This is a genomic window from Streptomyces triticagri (assembly GCF_003429565.1).
In the GTDB taxonomy this organism is placed as follows: domain Bacteria; phylum Actinomycetota; class Actinomycetes; order Streptomycetales; family Streptomycetaceae; genus Streptomyces; species Streptomyces triticagri.
In genome coordinates, this window is the sequence record NZ_QUAK01000005.1 from 1 (window position 1) to 26,096 (window position 26,096).

Sequence of the window (26,096 nt, forward strand, 5' to 3'; positions counted from 1 at the left end):
CGGCCTGGTGGCCGGGGGCCGCCGGGGCGGGAGGGGCGGGTGGTGGAGCCTGCTGGGCCCACTGCGATTCGAGCCGGGTGAGCGCCTCGAGTTCGCCGTAGTCCAGGAATATCCCCCGGCAGCCGCTGCACTGCTCGATCTGGACGCCGTTGCGGTTGTACGTCTGCATCGGTGCTCGGCACTTCGGACACTGCATTTCGGGCTCAACTCCTCGCCGCTCGGAACAGCTTCACCGGTACGGAGTCCGGCTTCCTTCTCCGGAACCCTACTTGGGAAATGCGGTGTCCAACTCCGGTGGGAGAGCGGCCATTCGGACACACGAGTCGACCATCGCCTGCTCCACCTCATCCAGCGCACGGCCCGCGGCGGCCGCCTTGGCGACGGCCGTGGCAGCGGTCTGGACCGTGAGGGCGCGTGCGGGTACGTCGAGTGCCGGCCAGGGGTCGCCGGCCGGTGGCACGGCAGGGCCGCGGGCCGCTCGATAAGCGTCCAGGAAGCGGGCGAAGTCCTCCGCGGGCAGCAGGTCCGAGGCGTACCAGGCGGCGGGGCGCGCGAGGTCCCAAGCCGGTACGCCGAGGCCCAGGTCGTCGACGTCGATGAGCAGCCAGCCGTGGGCGTCGTCCGTGGTCCGTACGAGCTGGCCGAGATGCCAGTCGCCGTGGCAGAGGGCGGCCGGGGCCGGCATCGGCGCTGCCGCACGGGCCCAGGCGGGCAGAGTCTGCCAGGCCTCTTCCACGGCTCGGGCCGCCGGACGGGTGGCGGTGCGGCGCATCCGGTCGAGGGACGCGGCCGCCTTCTCGGGGCCGCGCATCGGCGGCAGCGGGCCCGGGAGACCGGCGGGGTCGGTGCGGTGCAGGCGGGCGAGGAGCGTGCCGGCGGCGGACCAGGGGGCCTGGTGGGGAGCCTCGGGATCGACGGGGGAACCGTAGGGCCAGCAGGACACGGGGCGGCCGTCGACCGCGGTGAGTGGAGCGGGCGAGGCCGGCAGTGGGGGAAGCAGCACCCCGGCGAGCGTGGGATGGGCGGCGACTGCGATGCGTACGGCCAGCCGGGACGGGTCGCCGTCGGACGCGTGCGCCTTGGCGACCGCCGGTCCGTGGCGGACGACGGTGCCGTCGGCACGGTCGGCGAGTACGGCCCGGCGCACCGTGCAGGCGCAGGTGTCACGTGCCGGGTGCACCAGGTCGCGGACGACGGCCGTCAACTTCCGCTGGAAGGTACTGGTCACCGCTCCCCCGCCGTAGGCCGGACTTCGCGTCGAGCCTACGGGGACCGGCCGCACGGCGGCCCGGGAGTGTGCGCACACAAAAATGCTCGCGCAGCTCCCCAGCTGCGCGAGCATTTGTGCCGTCCGCCGCACCCCCGTCCCCACGGGGCTCACTGGCCGGATGTCCCCGCCCGGACCGCTCTTCCGGGCCTGAGGCGCCGCTCAGCGCCCCAGCATCACGCCCACGGACGACGCTTGTGTGACCACTGCTTCCCAGCCGCCGAAGACGACCACGAGCAGGGCCGCCAGGGGAAGCACCATGGCCGTGGCCACCAGCGGGTGACGCGTGCCGGACTGGCGGCTTCCGAATGCCGCCTGCACCTTGCGTCCCCGTGTGCGGATCATGGTCCGCGTCGCGGTGTCGGCCATGGTTCCTCTCCTGTCGTCTGGCAGCGGCGGGTGTCTGACCTCGGGGGACGAGTGCTGCACCCGCCGCTTGACAACAAATCTAGGCGGACGGGGCCCTTCGGGCGTCATGCCCTCGTACCTAATGCCGGGCCTCCTGCGGGATGACCCCTCACACCGTCATGTACTCCCCTGGGTGGAGACGTGGACCTAGGACTCGGGGACTTCCCCCAGGGGTCGGCGCGCTGCCGCCTCCGCCGGGTCCTCCCTCGGTATCGGTTGTTCGACCAGGGCCAGGACCCTGTTCGCCATGAATCGCGCTGTGCGTACGACCGATCCACTGCGGGTGACTTCGCTCACTTCGACCACGCCGCGGCGCACTGCGGTCTCCACCCGGCGGCCCGCCCGGCCGGCCACCACCTCGTACGTCCGTGTCGTGTCGCCCGCGTCCACGACGATCTCCACCCGGTCACCTTTCATGGAGTCAATCCCCCTTCTGCGACGGAGTGTTGGGGCTCCGGTCGCGGTCGACGACCGGCCTGCCCGCCGGTTCTTCTGACCATGGGTCAATTCTCCCACCGGGCACTGACAATCGATCGGTCGGTGAATCGGTCGCCGAAGGCGCGGCCTCTGCACGCTCCCGGCCGGGGAAACGTAAGCTGTGGCTCGTCATTCGGTCAGGGCGGCAAGGACAACCGGGCACCAAGGGCGACAGGGATTCAGCATGGCGATGATGCGGCTCCGGCGCGAGGATCCGCGTGTCGTCGGCTCGTTCAGGCTGCACCGCAGGCTCGGTGCGGGCGGCATGGGCGTCGTGTATCTGGGCTCCGACCGCCGGGGGCAGCGGGTCGCTCTCAAGGTGATCCGGCCCGATCTGGCGGAGGATCAGGAGTTCCGCTCCCGGTTCGCCCGTGAGGTGTCGGCGGCCCGGCGGATCCGGGGCGGCTGTACCGCGCGCCTGGTCGCCGCGGATCTGGAGGCCGAACGCCCCTGGTTCGCCACGCAGTACGTCCCCGGCCCCTCGCTGCACGACAAGGTCGCCGAGGAAGGCCCGCTGTCCGCGGCCGAGGTCGCCGCGGTCGGCTCGGCGCTGTCGGAGGGCCTGGTCGCGGTGCACGAGGCCGGAGTGGTGCACCGGGACCTGAAGCCGTCCAACATCCTGCTGTCCCCCAAGGGGCCGAGGATCATCGACTTCGGTATCGCCTGGGCGACCGGCGCCTCGACTCTGACGCATGTGGGCACGGCGGTCGGCTCTCCCGGGTTTCTGGCGCCCGAGCAGGTGCGCGGTGCGGCCGTCACACCGGCCACCGATGTGTTCTCGCTGGGCGCGACGCTGGCGTACGCGGCCATGGGTGACTCGCCCTTCGGGCACGGCAGTTCGGAGGTCATGCTCTACCGGGTGGTGCACGAGACCGCACAGCTGCGGGGGGTGCCGGACGCTCTGGCGCCGCTGCTGAGCGCGTGTCTGGCCAAGGACCCCGAGGAACGGCCCAGCACGCTTCAACTGTCCCTGCGGCTGAAGGAGATCGCCGCTCGCGAGGCGCACGGCCTGACCGACACCCGGGCTCCCGCACCGCGGCGGGAGAGCGACCGCCCTTCGGTGGGCAGGTCCGCCGAGGAGCGCACCGAATCGCAGGCCCATCGGCGCGCATCGGGCAGCGGTACGACCGGCGCGCAGCGAGCCTCGGGGGCGCGCGTGGGGCAGCGTCCGCCGGCGCAGCGGAACACGACCCGTCCGGGCCGCCGTCCCGCGCCGCGCAGTGGAGCCGGCCGCCCCGCCTCCCGTACCACCGGGACCGGACGGCGGGTGCCGGCCAATCCGCGGCTGCTGCGGCAGCGGCTGGTGGTCTTCGTCGTGGTGACCCTCCTGGTGGCGCTCGGTATTGCTGCCGCGCAGGGCTGTCAGGGGCCCGCCCAAGGGTTCGGCGGAGCCGGCTCGCCGCGGAGCGCCGAGGTCGGTGGGGCGGTGGCCGCGGTCAAGTCCCAGGCGGTGACGGCCGGTTCGTCGCCGACGGCCACCCGGCCGGGGCGCAGCACGGAGAAGTTGGCGCTGAAGACGACCCCTCCCCCGGCCGAGCGCCGATAGCCGGCCAGGCTCCGCAGCGGCTCCGGGCCCGCCTTGGTGCCCGACTCCTGGTCGACGAGGGTGACGGCGCAGCGTACGACCTGTTTGGCGAAGGCCAGCTCGGTGTCGCCGAGTTCGATCCGGCGGACGTCGTCCTCGCGGTGCGCCGCCCAGTCGTCCAGGACGACATTGGGCCGGAAACGGCTCATCGGCAGGGGAGCGCGGCCTGCTCGTACGATGCGGTCGTTCAGGGTGTCCAGGGCGGCTCGGGAGACCATGTTGACCGCGCCGCTGTCGGCCCAGGCGCAGGTGCCGGGGGTGAGGCCGTCGGTCACCCGGTCGTGCTCGGGTGGTACGCGGACGAGGCCGCTCTCGGCGCCGAGCACCTCGGAGAGCCAGCCGGACGCGTCCTTGTGCTGGGCGATGCCGCGGTACCGCTCGCCGAACAACTCCACGTCGCAGCGCGGTGATTCGAGGTCGATGTCGATGGTGAGGGGCTCGATGTCAGGTGCGCTCAGCGTCAGGCTGGTCCCGTCGGGGCTCGGCTCGGGCCGGATCACCGCGAGCCGTGGGTGGCCGCGCTGGCTGCGGTAGACGCCCTGCCCGTCGACGACCATGAAGCTGCGGTCGTGCTCGAGACCTGCGGTGGTGAGGCGGGCATGCTGCAGCGGCGTGCCGGCGCATCCCTTGACGGGGTAGGTGATCAGCTCTGCGACTACTGCCATGCGGTCACGTTAAGCCCCGGTACTGACAACCGTGCAGGCGCCCAGGAGTTCGGGACCGGACCCGACCGGGGCTCCGGCCCTCGTCAGGCCGTGCGCTCGGTCCTGAAGCGGGTCGCGTAGAAGGCCACTGCGGAGGCGGCGGCGACGTTCAGGGAGTCGACGCCGGAGTGCATCGGGATGCGGACGTGTTCGTCGGCGGCCATCAGGGCGTCCTGGGTCAGGCCGTCGCCCTCGGTGCCGAAGATCAGTGCCAGTTTCTCCGGGTTCCGTGCGGCGAGCTCGTCGAGGCTGATGGCCTGTTCGCTCAGGCAGAGCGCCGCCGAGGTGAAGCCGGCGCGTCGCAGCAGCTCGGCGTCCTTCGGCCACAACTCGAGCCTGGTCCAGGGGACTTGGAAGACGGCACCCATGGAGACCTTCACCGCCCGCCGGTAGAGAGGGTCAGCGCAGCGCGGTGTGAGGAGTACGGCGTCGACTCCGAGGGCCGCGGCGTTGCGGAAGGCGGCGCCGAGGTTGGCGTGGTCGACGATGTCCTCGAAGACGGCGACCCGGCGGATGCGGGGCGCGGCGGCCGGGCCGGCGGGTGCAGCGGTGTCCTCGCCGGGCAGACCGAGGAGTTCGGCGGGGCCGGGCAGCGGCCTGCGCTGCATCGAGGCGAGGGCGCCGCGGTGCACGTGGTAGCCGGTGACACGTTCGGCGAGCTCGGGGCTCACGGCGTAGACGGGGGCCGGGAGTTCGTCGATGACGTCGCGCATCACATCGATCCACTTGGCCGAGAGCAGCATGGAGCGCATCTCGTAGCCGGCGTCCTTCGCGCGCCGGATCACCTTCTCGCCCTCGGCGATGAACAGTCCCTCGGCCGGCTCGCGCCTGCGGCGCAGCTCGACGTCGGTCAGGTTGGTGTAGTCGCCGAGCCGGGGGTCGTCGGGGTCTTCGACAGTGATGAGGTCGGACACAGGGGTGATACTGCCTTGTCGTGCGAAGGGTGCCAACGGGGTGCGCGCGATTTGGTTACCTGCGGTTACCGATCACCGTGCGGATCTCCGTGCGGATCGCCGTGCGCGCCCGGGCCCACCTCCACGACGTCGCCGATCACGATGACGGCCGGCGGCCTGACCTCTTCGCGTACGACGGTCTCGGCGACGGTTTCGAGGGTGGCGTCCACCCGGCGCTGGGCGGCCGTCGTGCCCTCCTGGACGAGGGCCACCGGTGTGCTCGGGGCGCGCCCGCCCGCGACCAGGGCCGCGGCGATCGCGCCGATCTTGTCGACGCCCATCAGGACGACGAGTGTGCCGCGCAGCCGGGCGAGCGCGGGCCAGTCGACCAGGGAGCGCTCGTCGTCCGGTGCCACATGTCCGCTGACCACGGTGAATTCGTGTGCCACCCCGCGGTGGGTGACCGGGATGCCGGCGGCGCTCGGCACGCTGATGGAGCTCGAGATGCCGGGCACCACGGTGCAGGGGATGCCGGCCTCGGCGAGTGCCTGGGCCTCCTCCATGCCGCGTCCGAAGACGAAGGGGTCGCCGCCCTTGAGGCGTACGACGGCCCGGCCGGCCTTGGCGTGTTCGATCAGGGCGTTGTTGATGGCCTCCTGGGCCATGAAGCGGCCGTACGGGATCTTCGCGGCGTCGATCACCTCGACGTGCGGCGGGAGTTCGGCGAGCAGGTCGCGGGGGCCGAGGCGGTCGGCGATCACCACATCGGCCTCGGCGAGCAGGCGCCGGCCGCGGACGGTGATCAGGTCGGGGTCCCCCGGGCCCCCGCCGACGAGCGCGACCCTGGGTCCTTCGGGTGCCGTGCGGTGCTGCGGAGCCACCAGGGTGCCGTCGCGCAGGCCCTCCACCACGGCGTCCCGTACGGCCGCGGTGTGGCGCGGGTCGCGCTCCGCGAGCTCGGTGGTGAGCACGGCCACGGTGACGCCGGAGGTGTGGCCGGTGGCGGGGGTCAGGGCGGTGGCGACGTCCGCGTTGTCGCTGCGGACGCACCAGACCCGGTGGGCCTCGGCCTCCGCGGACGCGCGGGCGTTCGCCTCGGGGTCGCCGGTGGCGATCAGGGCGTACCAGGCGTCGGTCAGGTCGCCGTCGGCGTACCGCCTGCGGTGCCAGGTCAGTTCGCCCGCGTCCGCCATCGCCTCCACCGAGGGGGTCGCGGACGGTGATACGAGGACCACGTCGGCGCCGGCCGCGAGCAGGGCGGGCAGGCGGCGCTGGGCCACCTGTCCGCCTCCGACGACCACGACGCGGCGGCCGGCGAGACGGAGTCCTACGGGGTAGGCGGGGTGTGCTGCCATGGCGGTGGGGCTCCCGGTGCGGCTGGGCTGCTGCTGCCGCTGCGACGGTGGAGCGGCTCTTGACGTGCGGTGACGGGGTGTGGGGGTGCGGGTCCACGATACGGCGCGGGGGCGGCGAGGTCTTACCCGGTACGCGTCCGTGCGTGGTCGTGCTCCACGCGCGCGTGGAGCACGACCACGGACGGTTCTCACCCCTCACACGCGCGCGTGGAGGGGTGATCTGCTGTCGCTCCCCCGTCACGCTTCGCTCGCTCGCCGAGCGGTGGCGGCCGTACGGGACGGCGCTACTTCTCGGTGACGCCGGCCGAGTCGAAGGTGGCGACCTCGTGCATCACGCGCGCGGCGCTCTGCACGATCGGCAGTGCGAGAAGCGCGCCGGTGCCCTCGCCGAGGCGCAGGTCCAGGTCGACCAGCGGACGCAGGCCGAGCTTGGTCAGTGCGGCGACATGGCCCGGTTCGGCGCTGCGATGGCCGGCGACGCACGCGGCGAGCACCTCGGGGGCGATCGCCCGGGCCACCAGTGCGGCGGCTCCGGCGCTGACTCCGTCCAGGATCACCGGCGTACGCAGCGAGGCGCCGCCCAGCAGCAGGCCCACCATCGCGGCGTGCTCGAGCCCGCCCACCGCGGCCAGCACGCCGACGGGGTCGGCCGGGTCCGGCTTGTGCAGGTCGAGAGCACGGCGTACGACATCGACCTTGCGGGCGTGCATCTCGTCGTTGATGCCCGTGCCGCGGCCGGTGACCTCGGCCGGGTCGGTGCCGGTGTACACCGAGATGAGGGCCGCCGACGCGGTGGTGTTGGCGATGCCCATCTCGCCGGTGAGCAGGGCCTTGTTGCCGGCCGCCACCAGGTCGCGGGCGGTGTCGATGCCCACCTCGATCGCGGCCTTCACCTCTTCGCGGGTGAGCGCGGGACCGGTGGTCATGTCGTTCGTACCGGCCCGGATCTTGCGCGGCAACAGGCCCGGTGTGGCCGGGAGTTCCTCCGCCACGCCGACGTCGACGACACAGACCTCGGCTCCGACCTGGTGGGCGAAGGCGTTGCAGACCGCGCCGCCGCCGAGGAAGTTGGCCACCATCTGGCCGGTCACCTCCTGGGGCCAGGCGGTCACGCCCTGGGCGTGCACACCGTGGTCCCCCGCGAAGATCGCCACGGCCGCGGGCTCGGGCACCGGGGGCGGGCACATCCGGGACAGGCCGCTGAGCTGCGCGGAGATGATCTCCAGCATGCCGAGGGCACCGGCCGGCTTGGTCATCCGCTTCTGGCGCTCCCATGCCTCGCCGAGCGCCTTCGCGTCCAGCGGGCGGATGTTGCCGATGGTCTCGGCGAGCAGGTCGTGCGGCTCCTCGCCGGGCAGCGCACGCCTGCCGTACGTCTCCTCGTGCACCACCCAGGACAGCGGGCGGCGCTTCGACCAGCCGGCGGAGAGGAGTTCGGGCTCCTCGGGGAACTCCTCGACGTAGCCGACGCAGAGGTACGCGACCACGTCGAGGTGCTCGGGCAGGCCGAGCGTGCGCACCATCTCACGCTCGTCGAAGAAGCTGACCCAGCCGACGCCGAGGCCCTCCGCGCGGGCGGCGAGCCAGAGGTTCTCCACGGCGAGGGCCGAGGAGTACGGCGCCATCTGCGGCTGGGTGTGGCGGCCGAGGGTGTGCCGGCCGCCGCGGGTGGGGTCGGCGGTGACGACGATGTTGACGGGGGTGTCGAGGATGGCCTCGATCTTGAGTTCCTTGAACTGCTTGGCGCGGCCCTTGGGCAGGGACTTGGCGTAGGCGTCCCGCTGACGCATGGCGAGTTCGTGCATGGTGCGCCGGGTCTCGGCGGACCGGATCACGACGAAGTCCCAGGGCTGCGAGTGGCCGACGGAGGGCGCGGTGTGCGCTGCTTCGAGGACGCGCAGGAGCACCTCGTGCGGGATGGGGTCGCTGCGGAAGCCGTTGCGGATGTCGCGGCGTTCGCGCATGACGCGCTGCACGGCGGCGCGTTCGGCCTCGTCGTAGCCCGGGGCGGGGGCGCCTGCCTGGGCGGGGGCCGGCTGCGGCACGGAGTGCTCGCCCGTCGGCCGGCCGGGCTCGGCGGCGGCGGAGGGGTGCTGCGGGGCGTGTGTCTGGGGGGTGTTCACGTGCTCTCCGGCCTTCGGGTTCTGAGGGGGCGACCCGTCGGCTCGCGGGCCGTCGGCCGAATCGTTCGGCAGCGTCGCTCGGTTGCCGGCCGCCGCGCCCTGATCACCCTCGCGCGGGGCGGGCACGGCGGCCTCGGGTTCCTCGTGCAGTTCGATGGGCGGTACGACGAAGGGCACCGACTGCGCGGAGATCTCGTCGCCGAAGGTGGCGGGGCGGTCCGGGACTGGGGCGGGGGCGGCCGCGGGTGCGGGGGTCGGGCTCTGGGCCCCGGGCGCGTGTGCGGCCGGGGTTTCGGTCCGTACGTCCGCGGGGCGGGGGCTCGGTGCCTCCTGTGGGGCACCGGGCGGGGCGGGTGCCAGGTGTGGGTCGGTCGGCACCTGGCCGTCGGTCTCGGCGAACTCGCCCATGGGCAGCGGGTCTTGAGGCGTCGGGGCGGGGCCGCGGGAGGTCGATGTTCCGTCCTGGGGAGCGGGTGCGCCCTGCGCCGCGGCGGCGGGCGCGGCCGCGTGGGGGTGGGGTGCGTCGTCGGAGGACGTGGCCTGGACGGGGCTCGGCCCGTCGTCGGGTACGGCCACTGCCGGCGCGGGCCGGGATGCCTCGCCAGGAGGCGGTACGTGAGTGGCGTGCGCGGCGGCGCCGGGAAGCGGGGCCTGACCAGTCGCAACCGGCCCGCCGGGCGCGACAACGCCATCCGCCGGCAGGGCTTCGCCGGGAGCGGCGCCCTCGGCCGGCTGGGTAGCCTCCGCGGCGCCGACGCCACGAGGAAGCTGCGCCGCGCCGTCAACCGGAACCGATCCGTCGGTCGGCGCGACCGCACCGACCGACGCAGGATCGGTCGCGGACGGCGCCTCTCCGGAGGCAGTCACCTCGCCGGACCGGGAGTCCTCGCCGCCCGTCGCGGCCTCGCTCGTCGGCGACGCCCCATCCACCGGAACCGGTCCGCCGGACCGCTCGGCCTCGCCGGTCTGTGCCGCCTCGTCGAAGAGTTCGGCCTCGTCGGCCTTGTTCGGCCCGCCGCGTCGTGCGGCCTCGTCGGCCGATTCAGCCGCTCCGGCGTGCGATGCCTCGTCGGCCGCAGCACCCTGGCTGGGGGCCTCCGCGGGGGCGCCGTCGGTGAGCGGCGCCCCATCAGACTGCCCGCCGGAAGGCGCGGCGCCGCCGGCCGACGCAGAATCACCCGCGAGCGGCGCCTCACCAGTCCGCGAGCCCTCACCCGTTACGGCCTCGCCGGCAAGCAACACCCCACCGGCCGGAACCAGCCCGTCGGACCCTGCGACCACGCCGGCCGACGCAGAATCACCCACGAACGGCGCCTCGCCGGGCGCAGCCGACCCGCCGGATGCGGCCACCCCAGCGGCCGACGGCCCGTCACCAGGCGTAGCACCGTCACCGGTCCGGGCCGCCTCGCCGGTCGCGAGCTCGCCGGGAAGCAACGGCTCACCAACCGGAGCCGGTCCTCCGGAACTTCCGGCTCCACCGGTCGGAGCAAGCCCATCCTCGGGCGGCGCCTCACCGGGCTGTGCGGCCACCGAGTCGGCAGTACCAGGGAGCGACGCCCCGTCGACCGGAGCGGTCTCGCCAGGAGGCAGCGGCTCGCCGGCCGCGGTGGTAACACCCGGAGTCGTGGCGCCGCCGGCCGGCACGGTCCCCGCAGGCGGGTACGAGTTGCCCGGAACGGGCGACCCCTCGGACGGAGCCGGTTGGCCGGGCCGTGATACTGCACCCGACTCGACGCCCTCGCCGGGCTGGGACGCCTCACCGACCGGGGCAGCCCCACCAGCAAGCGGTGCCTCGCCGATCGGAACGGGCCCGCCGGGCCGAGGAGCCTCGCCGGACGATGCGGCCTCGCCGGACGATGCGGCCTCGCCGGACGATGCGGCCTCGCCGGTCGCCATGACCTCTGCGGGCGCCATGCCCTCTGCGGTCGCCGTGATCTCGCCGGTCGGGGCCGCATCTCCGGGACGGGACGGCGACCCGCCGACCGGGGCGGTGTCACCGGTGAGTGACGTCTCGTCGAGCGAGTCCGGCCCGCCGGGCCGAGCAGCCTCGCCCGTGAGCGGCGACGCATCGGCCGGGGTGCTCACGCCTGGACGCGCCGCCCCATCCCCCGGCACGGGCCCGTTCGGCCCGGTTGCCTCGGTGGCCGTGACGCCACCCTGGTCGATCGGGGCGGCCGACGGCGTCGTGGTGTCGGCCGCAGCGCTGCCCGGATCGGTGTCCGGCGCCGAGGCTGCCTGTCGCGGGTCGGCTGAGGTCGGCTGAGGCTGGACGGAATCGGGCCGGGTTGTCGCCCCCGTGGAAGCACCGTTCTGCGCAGCACCGGCCTGAGCGGCACCGGTCGCGGGCGACGCGGCCTCGGTGGGCGGGCCCGCATCCGTAGGCGATACGACACCGTGCGGGTGGTGGTGAGCCCCGCCGGCCGCTGGTCCGTGCGGCTGCGGGGCCTGAGAACGTACCGCCGGCTGCGGCTGCACGATCCGGCGACGGCGCCCGGTGCCGGCCTTCGGCGCCGGAGTCGGCGTGAGCGCCTGGGCGGGATCGGCGATCCGCTGCTCCTGGTCGGTGGTCGGAAGCCGGTCGGGCTGCCCCTCGGTCTCGGGCAGTTGTGCGCCTACGGCTTCGGGGCCGGCCGGCGCCGACTGCTGCGCGGAAACCGTGGCCGGGGTCTCGGACGAGGTAGGGATGTGCTGCTCGTCCGCCGCCCCGACCCGCACCGTGGCGGGCGCCCCTGCCGAAGCGGGCCGGGCGGCCGGCGGCTGCCCACCGGTTGTCCCCTGCCCACCGGTTGCCCCCTGCCCTTCGATCGCCGACGCGATCGAGGTCGCCTGGCCCCCGGCCGCCGGGTCGGCGACCGTTTGTGCGACGCCACCGTTCCGCGCCACACCGGTGTCGTTCTGCTGCGCGCCGGCGGCCGGCTGCCCGGCGCTCACCGCGTCCCCCGCACCGCCGGCATCCACCTGGCCTTGCGGTGCCCCGCCGGGCTGCTGGGCCACATCGGCGGCAGTCTGCCGCGCGTCACTCATGCCTGCCGCCCCGTGAGCGGCGGCCGTCACCGGTCCGGCCTGCGCCGGAGCGGCCTGCGCCGGAGCGACCTGCGCCGGCTCTCGCACGGCGGTCTCGTGGACCGCGTCCGGTGCGGACTGCGTGCCCTCCGCGGCCGCCGAGGCACCGCTCGGCGTCTGCGGCCGGGCACCTGGCCCGTTCGCTGCCGGGTCGCCCTGGCCGACCGCATCGCCCTGCGTGCGCTCGTGTCCGGCGCCCTCGGAGCCGCCCTGACCGTCCGCAGGCCCCGGGGCGACTGGGCCGGCCGCTCCGGTCTGCACCACACGCTGCACGGCCGACAGCGCGGCATCCGCGGCGAGCGCCTGCCGGCCCGCCGCATCCTCGGCGCCGCCCGGCTCGGAGCCCGCGCCCCCGGCCGCCTCCATGGACGGACCCGCCTGGTCCGCCACCCGGCCACGCTGCAGGGAAACGCCTCGCGACGGCGCGACGCCGCTCGGCCCCGGCGACACCGCGGCCATCTCGGCGGCATCCTGCGGAGCGTTCTGCTCAGGGACGACCGTTTCTGCGGGAGCAGTCACCGGACCGCCGGAAGGCATGACCGCATGCTCGGGAGACATCACCGGATAGTTCTGCACGGGCGCCCAGGGAGCGGCACCCAGGGGCGGAATCGTCCCCAACTGCGGCCCGGGCATCGGCGCCTCGTGCGGCGGTACGTCCAGATACTCCGGCCCACCGGCCGTCGCGTCCGCACCGGGTACGGCCGGTGCGTCACCGGCCCACGCATCACCGGCCGACCCATCACCGGCCGGGACGCCACCGCCCGCGACACCAGGCACCGGTCCGCCCGTCACCACCGGCCCGCCGACGCCACCAGCGCCGGCTCCGACACCCACGGGCCCCTGCCCGGCACCCGGCACCGCCACAGCCTGCGCCGAAGAAGAAGCCACCGACGGCGCCGCCGCAGGCCCCCGATCGGCCAGCGAACGCACCGGGCTCCCCGCGCCCGTGGAACCGGGAACGGGCGGACCCATGTGCAACGGCCGCCGCACGGGCGCGCCCTGAGCCTGCCGTTGTCCGTCCTGCCCCACCGCCGAAGGCTCCGGCGCGGCGGGCACGCCGCCCCGGGCACTCCCCGAACCGTGCACACCCGCACCCACCACGTCGTACTGCCCGGACGCCGCACCGGGATGCCCAAGGGCCCCCGCGTCTCCGCCGCCGGATCGCACCGCGCCCAGGTCGAGGGATCCGCTGTCGCGCCCCGACTCCTCGTGCGCACCGGCCACCGGCGCCCCGGGCCCGGGAACAGCGGCCGCCGCCTGCGGATCCGCCAGGTGCGTCTCGGCCCACGCCCCCTGCGCGCCCGGCATCAGAAACAGATCGTCGTCCTCGCCCGCCGGAGCGCCGCCCGTACCGGGAACGTCCCGCATGGTGTACGCACCCGGGATGTCCGTGCCCGGCTGCTCCACCGTGCCCGCGTCCTGAGGCAGTCCCTCGCCCGGGACCTGGCCGGTGTCGGTCATGCGTACCCCTCGCCCATTGGTCGTGCTCCACTCTCGGCCGACTCGCCCGGGGCGGCTCGGCGGCCACCCATGGACAAGAACGAGCGTGCGCGCCGTGCGGCACGAACATCCCGTCTCCAAGACGCCGAAGCGCCATGACGACAAAGCGCCAGAACGCCCGAACGCCAAGGCCATTGTTGTGGCCGCACCAGCATCACAACGGAAGATCCGTCACGACCCCGTTGTGGGCTGCGCCACGTCGCGCGTCCCCCGGCCGCTGCCGTACCACAGTCACCCCAAATCGGGCGCACTTTCCGGGTCATTGACGTACGAAACGACGAACGCCCGGGAGTAGTACAACGATCGGCCAGCCTACCGCGCGCGCCCGGCGAGCAAGGTCACGGGGCGACGGCCCACCCGCACGAGGGGCCCTCATCCGGCGCGGACCGCGGCGGTGGCGGAGCGCGGCGCGGCCCGATCAGGAGGCGGGCCGGTCCAGTTGGGCGGAGATCAGGAAGGCGATCGAGCGCTCTCGCTCGGTCCAGACGCGGGTGTCCAGTTCCACGGACTGCAGCAGGGCGCACTCGACGACGTACCCGTGCTCGCCGAGGTCGCGGCCGATCAGCTCGGCCTCGTCGCGGGTGGCGGCATGCGTCACGATCCGCTCGGGGCGCCGGTCGGCCACGGCCGCGACGACCGGTGCACCGCCGCCGCCGACCCGTACGACGTCGGGTTCCGGCAGGTCCTCGAGCACATGCGGGGCGCTGCCGTGCACGACCTGGAGCTGCACGCCGAAACGGCGGGCGGACGCGGTGGTGCGGCCGCAGGTGTCGGCGTCCCGGTCGACCGCGATCACCGCGGCCCCGAAGCGGGCGGCCTCCACGGCGAATGCGCCGACGCCGCAGCCGATGTCCCAGACGAGGTCGCCGACGCGGGGGCCGAGGCGGGCCAGTTGGGCGGCTCGGAGCCGTTCGTTCTCGCCCTCGCCGGTGCCGCCGCCGTAGGCCTCGGCGGGCAGCGCCCAGCCGCGCGGCTTGGCTCCGGGGTCGCGGCCGGCGATCCAGCCGGTCTCGGCGGCCACCGGGCCACCGATGACGATGACCACGTTGGGGTCGCGCCAGGTGTGGTCGGCGGCGCTGTCGGAGGTGATGACCGTGACCTGCTCGCGTTCGGTGCCGAGTTCTTCGCAGACCACGAAGGTGCGGTGCACACCGGCGAGCAGCAGGGCGAGTTCGGCGGGTCCGGCGCCCGGTGAGGTGAGGACGGCGACCTTGGTGTGGGCGCGGCAGACGTTGACCGCGCGGCGCAGAGTGCGGCGGTGGGCGGACACGACCTGCGCGTCGTCCCACGGCATTCCGGCCCGGGCGAAGGCCTGGGCGACGGAGGACACGGCGGGTACGACCTCGACCTCGAGACCGTGCTCGGGGGCCCGCAGGGTGCGGACGACGCCGAAGAAGCCGGGGTCGCCGTCGGCGATGACCACGGCGGTGCCGCGGTGGGCGGCGATCCTGCGGGCGGCGAGCCCGACGCTGCCGAGCCGTACGCGCTCGGCGTGTGCGGGGACTTCGGGCAGATCCAGGTGGTGTGCGGCTCCGGCGACGAGGGTGGCGGCGCCGAGCGCCGCGCGTGCCGCCTCGGTCAGCGGCGGTCCGTCCCAGCCGATCACCGTCACCCGGTCGGCCATGGTCGTCAGTCTCCTGGGGGTTCTCGCAGGTGGTCGTGGGGCTGCCGCACAGCCGACCCGGGGAGCCTACCTGCCAGGGCCACGGATCGTGTCAGGGCCGGCGTCGGATCGGTCCCCTCGGGGCAGTCGGAACGGGGCCCCTCCGGGCAGTCGGAACGGTTCGCCTCCGGACAGCGGGTCAGTTCCATTCCGGGAAGGACGTGTATCCGGAGGCTTCCGCGAACTGCTCGCTGACGCCGTCGAGGTCTTCGGGCAGCAGGCTCCAGACGATGAGGTCCGTACGGAACTCGCTCCACTCACCGCCGCCGTCCCTGGCCCGCGCTATCCAGGCGCCCCTGAGGACTCCCTCGCTGATGCAGCCGATCTTCTGGGCGACCTGCTGGGCCGCGGTGTTGTCGGCGGCGGTGCGCAGTTCGACGCGCTCGAAGCGCTGGTCGTCGAAGAGCCACTGCACGGTGGCGAGGGCGGCCTCGCTCGCGTACCCCTCGCCGCGCGCCCAGGGGGCGATCAGGTAGGAGAGTTCGGCGGACCGCACCCGCCAGTCGGTGTGGCTGAGGCGCACGACGCCGACGAGGCGCTGGGTGAGGAACTCGGTGACGGCAAAGACGATTCCGCGGCCCCGGGAGCGCTCGGCGGGCGCCTGACGGGTGATCCACTCCTGGGCGTCGTCCCGTGTGTAGGGCTGCGGCACCGTGGTCCAGGACGTGATCAGCTCGTCGTTCATCATCTCGGTGCAGGCGTCGATGTCCACGTCCTCGAACGGTCGCAGCACCAGCCGATCGGTGCTGATGGAGATGTCCGGGAAGGTGGTCGTCATCGCGCCGCTCCGTCGCTACAGGCTGCTGAAGTGCCCAGCATGCAGCATGCACGCGCATAACTGCACCACAGGGTCCGCACCTTGAGCGGTGCGGACCCTGTGGTAGACGGCTCGTTGCGAGCGGGTCGCGGGGCGCGCCCGGCGGCCCCGGGACTCAAGTCCCGCTTCAGAACGCCGGGATGACGGCGCCGTCGAACTCGTCCTCGATGTACTTCTTGACCTCGGGCGAGTTCAGCAGCTTCGCGAGCTTCTTCACGCGGGGGTCGTTCTCGTTGCCCTTCTTGACGGCGAGGAGATTGTTGTACGGGTTGCCCTTGGCCGCCTCCTGCACGAGGGCGTCCTCGGCCGGGCTGAGCTTGGACTCGACGGCGTAGTTGCCGTTGATGACCGCGGCGTCGACATCGCCGAGCGAGCGCGGGACCTGGGCCGCCTCGAGCTCCTTGAACTGGATGTTCTTGGGGTTCTTGGCGATGTCCTTCGGGGTGGCGCTCTCGCCGGCGCCGTCCTTGAGGGTGATCAGGCCGTTCTTGTCGAGGAGCTGGAGGGCGCGCGCCTCGTTGGTGGTGTCATTCGGCAGGGCGACGGTGGCGCCCTTCTTGAGGCCGTCCAGGTCCTTGATCTTCTGCGAGTACACGGCGAGCGGCTCGAGGTGGACGTCGACGAGCGGGACGATGTCCGTCTTGTTCTTCTCGTTGAAGTCCTCGAGGTACGGCTTGTGCTGGAAGAAGTTGGCGTCGACGGAGCCGTCCTGGGTGGCCGTGTTCGGCAGGACGTAGTCGGTGAACTCCTTGACCTCGAGCTCGAGCCCTTCCTTTTTCGCCAGATTGTCCTTGACATAGTTGAGGATCTTGGCGTGCGGGGTGGGGCTGGCGGCGACGGTCAGCGGACCGTCGGAGTCGCCGGAGCCGGAGTCGGAGCCGCAGGCGCTGAGCCCGAGGGTGAGGGCTCCGGCGGTGAGGACAGCAGCGGTGATCTTGGTGGTGTTACGCACGAAAAGTGCCTTTCTCCATGGGTGGTACGACCCCGAAGCGGGTGTCGGGGCGGATCGGGAAGCCCGGAGGTGCCGGGTTCAGGAAGCCTTGGTGGGCTCGACGGCGGCCGGTGCGGGGGTGCGCAGCAGCCGCAGCTTGGGGACGGTGGAGCCGCGTCCGCGCCGCGCGAGGGAGCGGGCCGCGAGGTCTCCGGCGAACTGGATGGCGGAGATGACCACGGCGAGCACGCCGACGGTGATCCACATCATCCCGGTCTCGAAGCGCTGGTAGCCGTAGCGGACGGCGATGTCACCGAGACCGCCCGCACCCACGGTGCCGGCCATCGCGGAGTAGCCGATGAGCACCACGATCGTGGTGGTGGCGCTGGAGATCAGCGAGGGCAGCGACTCGGGGATCAGGACCTTGCGTACGACGGTCCAGGTGTTGCCGCCCATTGCCTGTACGGCCTCGACGAGTCCGTGGTCCACCTCGCGCACCGCGGTCTCCACGAGTCGCGCGAAGAACGGGATGGCACCGATGGCCAGCGGCACGATCGCGGCCTCGACGCCGATCGTGGTGCCGGTGATCCATCGGGTGAAGGACATCAGGGCGACCATCAGGATGATGAAGGGCATCGACCGCGCGATGTTCACGATCTGCCCGATCACCTTGTTGACGACCGTGTTCTGCAGCAGCCCGCCGCGGTCGGTGAGGACCAGGAGCACGCCGAGCGGCAGTCCGCCGACGACGGCGATCAGGGTGGACCAGCCGACCATGTAGAGGGTGTCCCAACAGGCCTGCTCCAGCAGCGGCTGCATCTCCGACCAGGTCACTTGACGCCCTCCTTGACGAGCTGGGGTGCCGATTCGGCGAGCCGGGGCGCGGCCTCGCCGTCGTGTCCGGCCACCTCGACCTGCAGGCCCTGCTCGCGCAGGAAGCCGATCGGCACGACGTTCTCCTCGAAGGCTCCGGGCAGTTCGATGCGCATCCGCCCGACCTGCCGGCCCGCGACGGTGTCCATCGCGGCGCCCAGGATCGAGATGTCGATGTTGTACGTACGGGAGAGCTGGGAGATGACCGGCTGGGTGGCGGCCTCGCCGTGGAAGGTCACGTCGACCACGGTGCGCTCGTCGCCGGACGCCTCGCCGCTGACCGGGAAGAGGGCGGCGGCCAGTTCGGAGCCGGGGGTGGCGAGGAGCTCGTCCACGGTCCCGGACTCCACGATCCTGCCGTGTTCCATCAGGGCGGCCGAGTCGCAGATGGTCTTCACGACGTCCATCTCGTGGGTGATGAGCAGCACGGTGAGGCCGAGCTGGCGGTTGAGGTCGCGCAGGAGCTCCAGGATGGAGCGGGTGGTCTCCGGGTCGAGGGCGCTGGTGGCCTCGTCGGAGAGCAGCACCTTGGGGTCGCCGGCCAGGGCGCGGGCGATGCCGACGCGCTGCTTCTGGCCGCCGGAGAGCTGGCTCGGGTAGCTCTTCGCCTTGTCGGCGAGGCCGACCAGGTCGAGGAGTTCGAGTGCCTTGCGGCTGCGCTCGCGGCCGGACTTGCCGAGGATCTCCAGGGGGAGCTCGACGTTGTCCTGCACGGTCCGCGAGGACAGCAGGTTGAAGTGCTGGAAGACCATACCGATACGGCTGCGCGCCTCGCGCAGTTCCCGGCCGGCCCGCTGGCCGCGGCCGGCCAGTGCGGTGAGGTCGACGCCGTCCACGGTCACGGTGCCGGCGGTGGGCTTCTCCAGGAGATTGACGCAGCGGATGAGCGAGGACTTGCCGGCGCCGCTCTGGCCGATGACGCCGTACACCTCGCCCTCCCGCACATGCAGATCGACGCCGTCGAGGGCGGTGACCTCGCGGCCGCGGGAGCGGTAGACCTTGGTCAGGCCCGTAGTGGTGATCACTGGGTTTCCGTCACTGTCGAGTGCGCGGCGCGGTGTGCACCGGGCACGGGGGCGTTCGTCTTCTCGGGCGCGCAGGCGGAGTGCTCCCCGGGATCGGTGCGGGGAAGGCGATCGGCGCGTACGCGGGGCAGGCTCGGTCGGACGGGAAGTGCTGTCCTGACACGGCTCGCGGTCTCGCTTCGGGGCGCGAGGCGGGGGTGCGGGGGCCCTCAGAAGGCGCGCATTCGACACATACAACGAGCACCGGGCGCGGTGTACGCCTCGGTCGCAGGGATGCGGTTGCTCGTCGTGGTCATGTCCCCCAGTAAAACAGACGGCACGACGAGCCGATCAACGGCGTCCGCATAACGGACGCGGGGCGCCCGGCACCCGGACGCCCCGCGAGTTTGCTCAGCCCTCGGTGGTGATATCCACCCCGTCGTCCGTAACCTGCACGGACACCGCGGAGAGATCGGGTACGACGACATCGGCGGTGAGCTGGTCGGCCCGGTGCGTTGTGGTCAAGGCCACGGTCCGCATGCCGGCCGCACGGCCGGAGGCGAGCCCGGCGGGGGCGTCCTCGAAGACCACGCAGCGCGCCGGGTCGACGCCGAGGCGCTCGGCTGCGAGCAGGAACGGCTCGGGGTCGGGCTTGCCGCGCGTGATGTCGTTCGCGGCGATCATCGTGGGGAAGTCGATGCCGACCTCGTGGAGTCGGGCGGAGGCGAGCGGTCGGGTGGCGGAGGTGACGACGGCCCAGCGGTCGGCGGGCAGCTTCTGCAAAAGTTCCTTGGTCCCGGGCAGCAGTACGACCCCACCGGCCACGTCCTCCACCTCGAGCCGCTCGATACGGGCGACGGCTTCGGGGACCTGCTCGGCGGGGAGCACCTCGGCGAGGATCTCCGCGGCGGGCCGGCCGTGCAGATCGGTCGAGGCCATCGCCTCGGTGACGCCGTACTCCTGCGCCAGACGGGTCCAGCAGCGATAGACGGACTCCATGGAGGAGATCAGGGTTCCGTCGTTGTCGAACAGCAGGGCTTCGGCGTGGATCTTCATGGTCCCCGACCCTACGGGGCGTCCGGGGCCGCGCGCATCGGGCCATTCGTCCCGTAATAGGCTCGCGGCATGCTTACCGCCCTGACGATCGCGACCGGTGTGGCCGCGCTCGTGCTCGCCGCGTGGTGCGGCTTCGCCGCCTGGCGCGATCAGCCCACCAAGGACTGGCACTTCATCGGCATGGCCGTGGTGTCGCTCCTTGCGATCGTCCAACTGATCGTGGGAATCGTGCAGTTGGCGCGGGGTGAAGAGCCGGAGCAGGGCACCGTGATTTTCGTCGCGTATCTCGTCGGCTCGGCGGCGTGCATTCCGGCGGCAGGCTTCCTGTCGCTCGCGGAGCGCACCCGGTGGGGCTCGGTGACCGTGGCGGCGGGTGCCGTGGTGCTCGCCGTACTCGAAGTCCGGCTGCACGACATCTGGGGAGGCTGAGATGACGGACGGATCCGAGAAGTCCGGGACGGCCGACGAGGCGAACGGTCCCGCGGGCGCATCGAAAGGCAGCACCCGCTCCCGCCTGATCACCGGCCCCGGCCTACTGCTGCTCTGGCTGTACGGGGTCATGGTGGTGGGCGCACTGTCGCGCTCCGTCTACCAGATGTCCACGGAGCTCGACCGGGCGCCGCTCGCCTATTCGCTGTCGGCGCTCGCCGCCCTGGTCTACGCGTTCATCACGTACACCCTGGTCCGCGGCGGAGAGAAGGCCCGCAGGGCGGCCTTCGCCTGCTGTGCGGCGGAGCTGGCCGGTGTGCTGATCGTGGGCACCTGGACGCTGGTCGAGCCCTCCGCGTTCCCGGACGCCACGGTCTGGTCCGACTACGGGATGGGGTACGTGTTCATCCCCGTACTGCTGCCGGTGACCGCGATGTACTGGCTGCGGAGGGCCAGGACTCAGGCGCTCGCCGCGTAGGCGGACGGCGCGGCGGGGGCGGCGTCCTTGGTGAGCGTGATCAGGGTGAGGCGGCCGTTGACGACCTCGGTGGAGACCGGGGCGTAGCCGTGCTTGCGGTAGAGCTGCAGGTTGTTCTCGCTGCGGTGGCCGGTGAAGAGCTGGAAGCGCTTGACCGTGGACGAGCCGCCGAGCCGCTGCTCGATGGCGATGAGCAGCCGGCCGCCGAGCCCGTGCCGCTGCATCCGGGGATGGACGATCAGCTTGTTGATCCGGGCGGTGCCGTCGGGATCGACGCTGCCGCGGACGGCGGCCACCACCTCGTCGCCGAGGCGGGCGACCAGCACGCCGCCGGCGGTCAGCTCGCCCTTGATCGAGTCGAGCGGCTCGGTGAGCGGCTCGATCGTGTAGTCGCCGTACAGCTCCGCCTCGCTCTGGTAGCAGAGGAACTGCAGCTTCAGGATCTGTTCGGCGTCCTGCTCGGTCGCCGCAGAGATGGTCACGCTGATGCCCATGTGTGCATGCCTCTCGCTCACCTGTCCACCGGTTGCCTACCCCGCACTGTTCCCCATGGGCCGTGCGGCGCAACCTCCGCCGCGAGCATTCTGCGCAGGCATCCCAGGCATCGGGAACGTTCCGGCCCCAGGCTGCCCTGTGACATTCCCAACTGCCCTGCGATTTCGCGGTAGGTGAGGTCCTGCGGGGACAGCAGGGCGCCGAGCAGCCGGGGGCAGCGGCCGGGGAGCCTGCGTACCGCCGCCCGGATGACCCGGCCCTGCTCGGCGGCGAGCGCGAGACGCTCCGGACCGTGACCCCCGGCGGGTCCCGCCGGCTGCCCCTCGTCGGCGTACGGCACCTCGCGGCGGGCCCGGCGCCGGGCGATCCGCGCCTCGGCCCGTACCGCCGCACGCATCCACCGCGGTGCATCGGTGACCGGATCTCCCGCGCCGGCGCGCTCGAACAGCCGCAGCCACACGGTCTGTTCGAGGTCGCCGGGATCGATGCCGGCCGCGGCGGCTTCGGCGGCCGCCTCGGCCCTGAGCAGTGGGTGCAGGCTCGCGAGGCCGGCCGGCAGGAGGGATTTCGCTCGGGTCATGCCGATCTTGACGAGCGGGCGGGGCGGCAGGTTTCCGGCAGCGCCCGAAGCTCATCCCGAACGGTGAAGGAGGGGCAGGACGGTGACACACTGCCGCCCCGCCCTGGACGGCGCGGGGTCAGCGGCCCCCGATCTCGGCCGCCGCGAGCAGCGCCGTGTCCGGGTTGTCGGAGAAGATCCCGTCGATCCCGGTGTCGAGATAGGCCTTGAGCGCGCCGAAGACGTCGCCGTAGGCGTTCGGGTCCGTGCCGCGCCGGTAGTCGGCGGGCAGGAAGGTGTTCTCGTTGCGGAAGGTGTACGGGTGCAGCACGAGCTTCTGGGCGTGTGCGTCCCGTACCAGCGTGGTCGGCTCCAGGAGCTTGCCGTCCTCGTCCTTCGGGATGATCAGGTCGAGGGTCGGCCCGATGCCCTGCGCGAAGGAGGCGATCCACTCAAGGCCCTCGGGGGTGATCAGGTCGGCGACCGTGCGCGGGTCGCCCGCCTCGACGAAGTCCCAGGGCTGGGTGTCGGCGTCGCCGAGCAGCACGACCAGCGGGCCGTCCACCAGCTTGCCGAGGCGCTCGATGCTGGACGGCTCGAAGGACTGCAGGAACGTCGGCGAGTTCTTCTTGTGCCGGCCGTACTTGCGCAGCAGCTTGACCAGCGGCTCCTCGAGGCCGAGGCCGAGCTTCCGGAAGTACGTGGGGTGCTTGGTCTCGACGTGCAGCCAGATGCGGCGGCCGCGCTTCCTGCCCTCCTTCTCGGCCCACTGCAGGACCTCCTCGAAGGTGGGCACGGACCAGCGGCCGTCGAAGATCGTGTTGCGCTGCCGGTTCTCGGGGATCCGCTCCTTCGCGCGCAGCGTCTGCAGCTCCGCGAGCGTGAAGTCCTCGGTGAACCAGCCGGTCAGCGAGACGCCGTCCACGGACTTGGTGGTCTTGCGGCCGGCGAACTCCGGGTGGTCGGCGACATCGGTGGTGCCGGTGATGTCGTTCTCATGACGGCATACGAGATGGCCGTCCTTGGTGGGCACCAGATCCTGCTCGATGACGTGCGCGCCCATGTCGAGCGCGAGCTGGTACGAGCCGAGCGTGTGCTCGGGGCGATAGCCGCTCGTACCGCGGTGGGCGACGACCAGGGGCACCGGCAGATCGTCGTGGGAGTGGCCGCGCCCTCGCTCGGCGGCTCTCGCCGTGCCGGGCAGCCCGAGCGCCGCGCCACCTGCACCGAGGACCGCGGCCCCCAGAAGTGCGCGCCGCCCCGGTCCTGTGCCCGGCTGCTGCTCCTTCGTCGTGCCCTGCGTCATGGGTCTCCTCCCGGATCGCCGTCCGCGGCCGCGGACGCGACATGTCCCGCACCTGTCAAAGCGGGTGACCGATGCTAGGACGCTACGCATGACGACGGGGAGACCCTTGGACGAACACAGTGCAAAGACAGGTCAACACTGCGTATCCGCTCCGTGAACCCGATGTGCAATCGGTGCGGGCCCGCGAGTATCGTCCTCACCTGCACATACCTCATCCCCGCTGCTTGACACCGGAGGGCTAGTTGTCCCGCTTTGCGTTCATCAAGGCAGTACTCGGACCGGTCCTGCGCCTGATGTTCCGACCACGGGTGGAGGGCGTGGAGAACATTCCGGCCACCGGCCCCGTGATCCTCGCGGGCAACCACCTGACGTTCATCGACTCGATGATCATGCCGCTGTTCTGCAACCGGCAGGTCTTCTTCATCGGCAAGGACGAGTACGTCACCGGCAAGGGAATCAAGGGCCGCCTGATGGCCTGGTTCTTCACCGGCTGCGGAATGATCCCGGTGGACCGCGACGGCGGGCGCGGCGGAGCGGCCGCCCTGATGACGGGGCGCCGCGTCCTCGACGAGGGCAAGGTGTTCAGCATCTACCCGGAGGGCACCCGCTCGCCCGACGGCCGCCTCTACCGCGGCCGTACCGGCATCGCCCGGCTGACCCTGATGACCGGCGCCCCGGTGGTGCCGTTCGCCATCATCGGTACGGACAAGCTCCAGCCGGGCGGCGCCGGGCTGCCCCGGCCGGGCCGGGTGACGGTCCGCTTCGGCGAGCCGATGGAGTTCTCCCGCTACGAGGGCATGGGCCGCGACCGCTACGTGCTGCGGGCCGTGACCGACTCGGTGATGAGCGAGGTCATGACGCTGTCCGGTCAGGAGTACGTGGACATGTACGCCACGAAGGCCAAGGCCGCCTGACGGTCTCCTCCCCCGCGGCTCACAGATGCTCGACGCCGTCCTCGAGGCGGCTGTCGCGCAGCAGGAACCAGGCGGCGACTGAGGCGGCGAGCAGCACGGCCGCGCCCACGCCTGCCGCCACCCGCAGTCCGTCCACGAAGGCGCTCTGGGCGGTCCCGAGCAGTTCGGCGGCCTGGGCGGCGGGCAGTGCGCGCGCCGATTCCACCGCCCCGCCGAGCGACTCGCGGGCGGCCTCCACGGCCTGGCCCGGAATTCCGTCCGGGGCGCCGAAGTCCCGGTAGATGCCGGTCACGATGGATCCGAGCAGGGCGATACCGAGCGCCGTGCCGAGTTCGTACGCCGTCTCCGAGACCGCGGATGCCGCGCCCGCCTGCTCCTTGGGCACGCTGGAAAGGATCACGTCGGCGGTCACGGTGAAGGCGAAGCCGGCTCCGATGCCGACCACGAGCAGCACCGCGCCGAGCAGCGGATAGCCCGTGGTCCGGCTGAGCATGGTCAGCACGGCGAGCGAGAGGCCCACCGCCGCCAGGCCGCCGGCCACCACGAGCCGTACCGAGAAGCGTCGGGCGGCACGGCCGGCGAGCAGACCGGCGGTCACCGCGCCCACCGCGGCGGGCAGTTCGGCGAGCCCCGCCTCCAGCGGCTGCCGGCCCTGGACCAGCTGCAGGAACTGCGACAGGAAGAAGATCAGGCCGGAGAGTCCGAGGATGGTCAGGAGGTCGGCGAGCACGGCGCCGGAGAAGCCCTTGTTGCGGAACAGCTGCACATCGAGCAGCGGCGCATCGAGCGCCCGCTGCCGGCGTACGAACCAGACCAGGGCCAGCACGCCGAGCACCGCGGTCGCCGCGACGTCCCAGCGCATGCCGTGCGCGGCGGCCTCCTTGATCGCGTAGACCACCGCGACCATGCCGATCAGGGACAGGCCGACGCTGGGCAGATCCCAGGGGCCGGGCGACGGGTTCTTCGACTCGGGCAGCAGCTTGACGCCGACGACCACGAGGACCGCCATCACGGGCAGGTTGATCAGGAAGACGCTGCCCCACCAGAAGTGCTCAAGCAGGAATCCGCCGACGACCGGGCCGACCGCCGCACCGGCCGACGCGGCAGCGCCCCAGATCCCGATGGCGACCGAGCGCTCCCGCGGGTCGTGGAAGATGTTCCGGATCAGCGCGAGCGTGGACGGCATCAGGGTCGCGCCGGCCACGCCGAGCAGCGCCCGCGCGAGGATCATCAGCTCGGGCGTGGTGGCGTACGCGTTCAGAAGTGACACCGCGCCGAAGGCGGCGGCGCCGGTGAGCAGCAGCTTCTTGCGCCCGATGCGGTCGCCCAGGCTGCCCATGGAGACCAGGAGTCCGGCGATGACGAACGAGTAGACGTCACCGATCCACAGCAGCTGGGTGCCCGAGGGCTTCAAGTCCTCGCTGATGTACGGGGTGGCGAGCGCCAGCACGGTCGCGTCCACGGCGACCAGGAGGACGGCGAGCACCAGAACGGCCAGCGCGATCCAGCGTCCGGGGCGGTGCAGAGCCCCCTCGTCCGCGGTCGTACGCTCCTTGATGCCGGTCATCGCTTCACGCTCCGTCGTGCGCCGCCGAGCAGCAGCTCGACGATCATGTACTGGAAGTCCTTGGCGGCGAGCCGCCCGTCCTGCACCGACCAGGCGCCCGAACTGATCAGCCCGTACAGGGCGTCGGTGAGCCAAGCAGGCGTGAGGTCGATCCGGAACTCGCCCGACTCCTGGCCTCGGCGGAACAGCGCCGAGACGCGGTCGTCGATCCGGTCCCAGCCCTCGTTCATGCCCTCGGCCTCGAAGAGCTGGTTCTCGGTGATCAGGAAGGCGAGTACGCCCGCGACGGGCTCGGCCTCGGCGACCAGCCGGCGCAGCGCGTCGGACGCCTCGTCCTCGTCCAGCCGGGCGGCGTCCAGCGCCTCCTCGAAGCGCCGCAGGCTCATGTCCTCGATCGCCCGCACCAAGGTGTCGCGCCCGGCGAAGAGACGGTGCAGGGTGGCCCGGCTGATGCCGGCGGCCCGCGCCACCTCGTCCATCGTCGCGGTGGCCTTCCGGGTGAGGAGGGCGGCCGCGGACTCGAGCACCTGCTCTCGATCGGTCGTCATGAGACGACCATAACCCGAATGAGACATAGATGTCTCATCCAATATGCGGCTAGGGTCGGCCCTGCACACGCGTGGGAACTC

General features: G+C 72.5%; 22 protein-coding genes and 1 pseudogene. 4 read left to right on the top strand and 19 right to left on the bottom strand.

Translation table 11 applies throughout. The features are described 5' to 3' along the window. From DY218_RS00480 to DY218_RS00495, 4 genes are all read right to left on the bottom strand, one after another. Positions 1–196 (bottom strand): TFIIB-type zinc ribbon-containing protein (locus DY218_RS00480; RefSeq protein WP_199566576.1); only part of this gene is annotated, 196 nt, incomplete at its 3' end. A gap of 69 nt (positions 197–265) precedes the next feature. Continuing rightward, positions 266–1,228: a phosphotransferase family protein gene (locus DY218_RS00485; RefSeq protein WP_233521280.1), complete on the bottom strand. Its 963-nt coding sequence runs from the start codon at positions 1,226–1,228 to the stop codon at positions 266–268. A 201-nt stretch (positions 1,229–1,429) separates the two neighbouring features. Then, entirely contained in the window at positions 1,430–1,636 is a 207-nt protein-coding gene (locus DY218_RS00490) for a hypothetical protein (protein ID WP_128553900.1), read from the bottom strand. Between the two features lie 186 nt (positions 1,637–1,822). Beyond that, positions 1,823–2,092, bottom strand: coding sequence for a hypothetical protein (locus DY218_RS00495; protein ID WP_128553901.1), 270 nt, complete (start codon positions 2,090–2,092; stop codon positions 1,823–1,825). A gap of 244 nt (positions 2,093–2,336) precedes the next feature. Here DY218_RS00495 and DY218_RS00500 point away from each other — a divergent pair, with 244 nt between their 5' ends. Beyond that, positions 2,337–3,698, top strand: a complete 1,362-nt coding sequence (locus DY218_RS00500) for a serine/threonine-protein kinase (RefSeq protein ID WP_128553902.1) — start codon at positions 2,337–2,339, stop codon at positions 3,696–3,698. Here the strand turns inward: DY218_RS00500 and DY218_RS00505 are convergent. The 10 genes and pseudogenes from DY218_RS00505 to DY218_RS00550 form a co-directional block, all read right to left on the bottom strand. Continuing rightward, positions 3,596–4,402 (bottom strand): annotated as a pseudogene (locus DY218_RS00505) (MOSC domain-containing protein); the annotation flags it as partial. The gene DY218_RS00500 and the pseudogene DY218_RS00505 overlap by 103 nt on opposite strands. Positions 4,403–4,485: 83 nt before the next feature. Next, positions 4,486–5,355, bottom strand: coding sequence for a TrmH family RNA methyltransferase (locus DY218_RS00510; protein WP_128553903.1), 870 nt, complete (start codon positions 5,353–5,355; stop codon positions 4,486–4,488). A 65-nt stretch (positions 5,356–5,420) separates the two neighbouring features. Then, positions 5,421–6,689, bottom strand: coding sequence for a uroporphyrinogen-III C-methyltransferase (gene cobA, locus DY218_RS00515; RefSeq protein WP_128553904.1), 1,269 nt, complete (start codon positions 6,687–6,689; stop codon positions 5,421–5,423). A 284-nt stretch (positions 6,690–6,973) separates the two neighbouring features. After that, entirely contained in the window at positions 6,974–13,336 is a 6,363-nt protein-coding gene (cobT, locus tag DY218_RS35760; protein ID WP_407703529.1) for a nicotinate-nucleotide--dimethylbenzimidazole phosphoribosyltransferase, read from the bottom strand. A gap of 457 nt (positions 13,337–13,793) precedes the next feature. Then, on the bottom strand, positions 13,794–14,999 hold the full coding sequence (cbiE, locus tag DY218_RS00525; protein ID WP_128553905.1) for a precorrin-6y C5,15-methyltransferase (decarboxylating) subunit CbiE: 1,206 nt from the start codon (positions 14,997–14,999) through the stop codon (positions 13,794–13,796). Positions 15,000–15,177: 178 nt separating this feature from the next. Continuing rightward, on the bottom strand, positions 15,178–15,816 hold the full coding sequence (locus DY218_RS00530; protein WP_128553906.1) for a GNAT family N-acetyltransferase: 639 nt from the start codon (positions 15,814–15,816) through the stop codon (positions 15,178–15,180). 166 nt (positions 15,817–15,982) lie between these two features. Further along, a complete protein-coding gene (locus DY218_RS00535; RefSeq protein ID WP_128553907.1) occupies positions 15,983–16,807 on the bottom strand; it encodes a MetQ/NlpA family ABC transporter substrate-binding protein in 825 nt (274 codons plus the stop codon). A gap of 78 nt (positions 16,808–16,885) precedes the next feature. Next, on the bottom strand, positions 16,886–17,620 hold the full coding sequence (locus tag DY218_RS00540; protein ID WP_128553908.1) for a methionine ABC transporter permease: 735 nt from the start codon (positions 17,618–17,620) through the stop codon (positions 16,886–16,888). Continuing rightward, complete coding sequence (locus DY218_RS00545) at positions 17,617–18,684, bottom strand: methionine ABC transporter ATP-binding protein (protein WP_233521281.1); 1,068 nt, start codon at positions 18,682–18,684, stop codon at positions 17,617–17,619. Before DY218_RS00545 ends, DY218_RS00540 begins: the two co-directional genes overlap by 4 nt. Before the next feature lie 390 nt (positions 18,685–19,074). Continuing rightward, the gene (locus DY218_RS00550) at positions 19,075–19,719 is read right to left on the bottom strand and encodes an HAD family hydrolase (protein ID WP_128553909.1); all 645 of its coding nucleotides are present in this window, start codon (positions 19,717–19,719) and stop codon (positions 19,075–19,077) included. Between the two features lie 69 nt (positions 19,720–19,788). Here DY218_RS00550 and DY218_RS00555 point away from each other — a divergent pair, with 69 nt between their 5' ends. Both DY218_RS00555 and DY218_RS00560 read left to right on the top strand, forming a co-directional pair. Continuing rightward, positions 19,789–20,148, top strand: a complete 360-nt coding sequence (locus DY218_RS00555) for a hypothetical protein (protein WP_128553910.1) — start codon at positions 19,789–19,791, stop codon at positions 20,146–20,148. Position 20,149: 1 nt separating this feature from the next. Beyond that, entirely contained in the window at positions 20,150–20,626 is a 477-nt protein-coding gene (locus DY218_RS00560) for a hypothetical protein (protein WP_233521282.1), read from the top strand. Here the strand turns inward: DY218_RS00560 and DY218_RS00565 are convergent. The 3 genes from DY218_RS00565 to DY218_RS00575 form a co-directional block, all read right to left on the bottom strand. After that, entirely contained in the window at positions 20,608–21,120 is a 513-nt protein-coding gene (locus DY218_RS00565) for a GNAT family N-acetyltransferase (protein ID WP_128553953.1), read from the bottom strand. The two genes, DY218_RS00560 and DY218_RS00565, sit on opposite strands and share 19 nt — an antisense overlap. 17 nt (positions 21,121–21,137) lie before the next feature. Continuing rightward, the gene (locus DY218_RS00570) at positions 21,138–21,701 is read right to left on the bottom strand and encodes an RNA polymerase sigma factor (RefSeq protein WP_128553911.1); all 564 of its coding nucleotides are present in this window, start codon (positions 21,699–21,701) and stop codon (positions 21,138–21,140) included. A 118-nt stretch (positions 21,702–21,819) separates the two neighbouring features. Then, positions 21,820–22,986 (bottom strand): glycerophosphodiester phosphodiesterase, encoded by a 1,167-nt coding sequence (locus DY218_RS00575; RefSeq protein WP_128553912.1) that lies wholly within the window; start codon positions 22,984–22,986, stop codon positions 21,820–21,822. Between the two features lie 242 nt (positions 22,987–23,228). On the opposite strand from DY218_RS00575, the gene DY218_RS00580 reads away from it, so the two are divergent. Beyond that, positions 23,229–23,900, top strand: coding sequence for a lysophospholipid acyltransferase family protein (locus DY218_RS00580; RefSeq protein WP_128553913.1), 672 nt, complete (start codon positions 23,229–23,231; stop codon positions 23,898–23,900). Positions 23,901–23,919: 19 nt separating this feature from the next. Here the strand turns inward: DY218_RS00580 and DY218_RS00585 are convergent, their stop codons facing one another. Then, positions 23,920–25,467, bottom strand: coding sequence for an MFS transporter (locus tag DY218_RS00585; RefSeq protein WP_128553914.1), 1,548 nt, complete (start codon positions 25,465–25,467; stop codon positions 23,920–23,922). Then, complete coding sequence (locus tag DY218_RS00590; RefSeq protein ID WP_128553915.1) at positions 25,464–26,015, bottom strand: TetR/AcrR family transcriptional regulator; 552 nt, start codon at positions 26,013–26,015, stop codon at positions 25,464–25,466. Before DY218_RS00590 ends, DY218_RS00585 begins: the two co-directional genes overlap by 4 nt. Between the last annotated feature and the right edge of the window lie 81 nt (positions 26,016–26,096).

What these genes read in the sequence shown, in the direction of transcription:
- DY218_RS00490 (WP_128553900.1), bottom strand. Translation starts at nt 1,636, where the DNA reads ATGGCCGACACCGCGACGCGGACCATGATCCGCACACGGGGACGCAAG.
- DY218_RS00495 (WP_128553901.1), bottom strand. Translation starts at nt 2,092, where the DNA reads ATGAAAGGTGACCGGGTGGAGATCGTCGTGGACGCGGGCGACACGACA.
- DY218_RS00500 (WP_128553902.1), top strand. Translation starts at nt 2,337, where the DNA reads ATGGCGATGATGCGGCTCCGGCGCGAGGATCCGCGTGTCGTCGGCTCG.
- cobA (WP_128553904.1), bottom strand. Translation starts at nt 6,689, where the DNA reads ATGGCAGCACACCCCGCCTACCCCGTAGGACTCCGTCTCGCCGGCCGC.
- cobT (WP_407703529.1), bottom strand. Translation starts at nt 13,336, where the DNA reads ATGACCGACACCGGCCAGGTCCCGGGCGAGGGACTGCCTCAGGACGCG.
- cbiE (WP_128553905.1), bottom strand. Translation starts at nt 14,999, where the DNA reads ATGGCCGACCGGGTGACGGTGATCGGCTGGGACGGACCGCCGCTGACC.
- DY218_RS00530 (WP_128553906.1), bottom strand. Translation starts at nt 15,816, where the DNA reads ATGACGACCACCTTCCCGGACATCTCCATCAGCACCGATCGGCTGGTG.
- DY218_RS00550 (WP_128553909.1), bottom strand. Translation starts at nt 19,719, where the DNA reads ATGAAGATCCACGCCGAAGCCCTGCTGTTCGACAACGACGGAACCCTG.
- DY218_RS00555 (WP_128553910.1), top strand. Translation starts at nt 19,789, where the DNA reads ATGCTTACCGCCCTGACGATCGCGACCGGTGTGGCCGCGCTCGTGCTC.
- DY218_RS00560 (WP_233521282.1), top strand. Translation starts at nt 20,150, where the DNA reads ATGACGGACGGATCCGAGAAGTCCGGGACGGCCGACGAGGCGAACGGT.
- DY218_RS00565 (WP_128553953.1), bottom strand. Translation starts at nt 21,120, where the DNA reads ATGGGCATCAGCGTGACCATCTCTGCGGCGACCGAGCAGGACGCCGAA.
- DY218_RS00570 (WP_128553911.1), bottom strand. Translation starts at nt 21,701, where the DNA reads ATGACCCGAGCGAAATCCCTCCTGCCGGCCGGCCTCGCGAGCCTGCAC.
- DY218_RS00575 (WP_128553912.1), bottom strand. Translation starts at nt 22,986, where the DNA reads ATGACGCAGGGCACGACGAAGGAGCAGCAGCCGGGCACAGGACCGGGG.
- DY218_RS00585 (WP_128553914.1), bottom strand. Translation starts at nt 25,467, where the DNA reads ATGACCGGCATCAAGGAGCGTACGACCGCGGACGAGGGGGCTCTGCAC.
- DY218_RS00590 (WP_128553915.1), bottom strand. Translation starts at nt 26,015, where the DNA reads ATGACGACCGATCGAGAGCAGGTGCTCGAGTCCGCGGCCGCCCTCCTC.